We start from the raw sequence: 1,757 nt of genomic DNA, 5'->3' as shown, positions 1-1,757 counted from the left end.
GCCCCCTCGACGCGTCGGCGCCACCGACCGCGATCGTGTGCGGCGGCGACGACTTCGTGGTCGACGACGTCCGCCGCTTCGTCGAGGCCAGTCGCTCGCGTGGCGCGACGATCGACCTGAGGGTCTGGCCCGGGATGATCCATTGCTTTCCGGTCGTGGCGGGCACCCCGGAGGGCGCCTCAGCGCTGGCCGTGCTCGCGGTCCACATCGGGAGCGCGGTCGGCGGCGCCTCGGATCCCCGACGGGAGGACTGATGGGATCGGGGATCGTGACGACCGCCTGCGGCGTATCGCTCGTGGAGATCGGTGCGGGCGTCTGAAGCGGGTAAGGCCAACCTATGGTCTGCAGGTGGCGGGCGGTAGCGCCGCCCGGCGTAGGGTGCCTGCGGCGAATCACGACAAATGCGCTGGCCAGACAGGGGACGGGGCGGGTGGAACAGGTTATAGTTCTGCTCATGAGTCTCGCGCCCGGAACACCCGCACCCGATGTCTTCAGCCCCGGCAAGATCGGCAACGTGACGCTGCGCAACCGCATCGTCAAGGCCGCGACCTTCGAGGGGCGCTGTCCCAAGGGGCGCATCACCGACGAGCTCATCGAGTTCCACGCCGAGTACGCGCGCGGCGGCGTGGGCATGACGACCGTGGCCTACCTCGCGACCTCCCCCGAGGGCCGCACCGACAAGCACCAATACCACTGGGGAATGGACGACGGTGGCATGCTGCGCAAGCTCACCGACGCCGTGCACGCCGAGGGCGCCGCGATCTCCGCCCAGGTCGGTCACGCCGGGGCCGTCGCCAACGGGTCGTCCAACGGGCTGCCCCCGCTCGGGCCGTCCCGGATCCCGGCGCCCACCGGCCTGGCGATCACCAAGGCGTGCACGGAGGCGGACATCGACCGGATCGTGTCCGACCACGTCCGCGCCGCCCGCGGTGCGTATGAGGCCGGTTTCGACGCCATCGAGGTGCACTTCGGTCACAACTACCTCGTCAGCGAGTTCCTCAGCCCCAAGCTCAACCGGCGCAAGGATTCCTACGGCGGATCGCTGGAGAACCGCGCCCGCTTCGCCCGCCGCATCGGCCGCGCCATCCGCGACGCCATGGGCGACAAGATCGCGGTGACGATCAAACTCAACATGGACGACGGCGTGCCCGGTGGGTTCTGGATCGACGAGGCCCGCCAGGTCGCCCAGTGGCTCGAGCAGGACGGCTCCGCCGACGCGCTGGTGATGACAGTCGGCAGCTCCCTGCTCAACCCCATCTACCTGTTCAAGGGCGCCGCGCCCCTGGAGGAGTTCGCCGCCACCCAGCCCGCGGTGATCAAGATGGGCATGAAGGTCGTGGGTCCGAAGATGTTCAAGGAGTACCCGTACACCGACGCGTACATGTTCGACGACGCCCGGCAGATCCGCGAGGCCGTGGACCTGCCGATGATGCTGCTCGGCGGGATCGTCGACCGGCCGTCCATCGACAAGGCGATGGGGGCCGGTTTCGAGTTCGTCGCCATGGGCCGAGGCCTGCTGCGTGAGCCCGACCTACCCAACAAGCTCAAGGAGGACGACCGGCGTCGGTCGCTCTGCGTGCACTGCAACCGCTGTATGGCCACCATCTACAGCGGCAGCCGCTGCGTGCTGCGCGAGTACGTCCCGCCGATCCCCGCCCGCGGCGGCCACGACACCCTCCAGGCGACGAGCCCCACGCCACCCGTGTAGAGCGGACGCGCCCGCCCGTCCCCGCCTCACGTGCCCCGTCGGGCCGCTA

At 69.8% G+C, this 1,757-nt stretch carries 2 protein-coding genes; both read left to right on the top strand.

The window, feature by feature from the left end:
- A partial coding sequence (locus G6024_RS08795) for an alpha/beta hydrolase (protein ID WP_159148507.1) occupies nucleotides 1–254 on the top strand: 254 nt, incomplete at its 5' end.
- Nucleotides 255–454: 200 nt separating this feature from the next.
- Entirely contained in the window at nucleotides 455–1,708 is a 1,254-nt protein-coding gene (locus G6024_RS08790) for an NADH:flavin oxidoreductase (protein ID WP_067713288.1), read from the top strand.
- Nucleotides 1,709–1,757 lie beyond the last annotated feature (49 nt).

The organism is Dietzia maris, assembly GCF_014144855.1.
Classification (GTDB): domain Bacteria; phylum Actinomycetota; class Actinomycetes; order Mycobacteriales; family Mycobacteriaceae; genus Dietzia; species Dietzia kunjamensis.
This window is presented reverse-complemented; position numbering and strand designations above follow the sequence as displayed.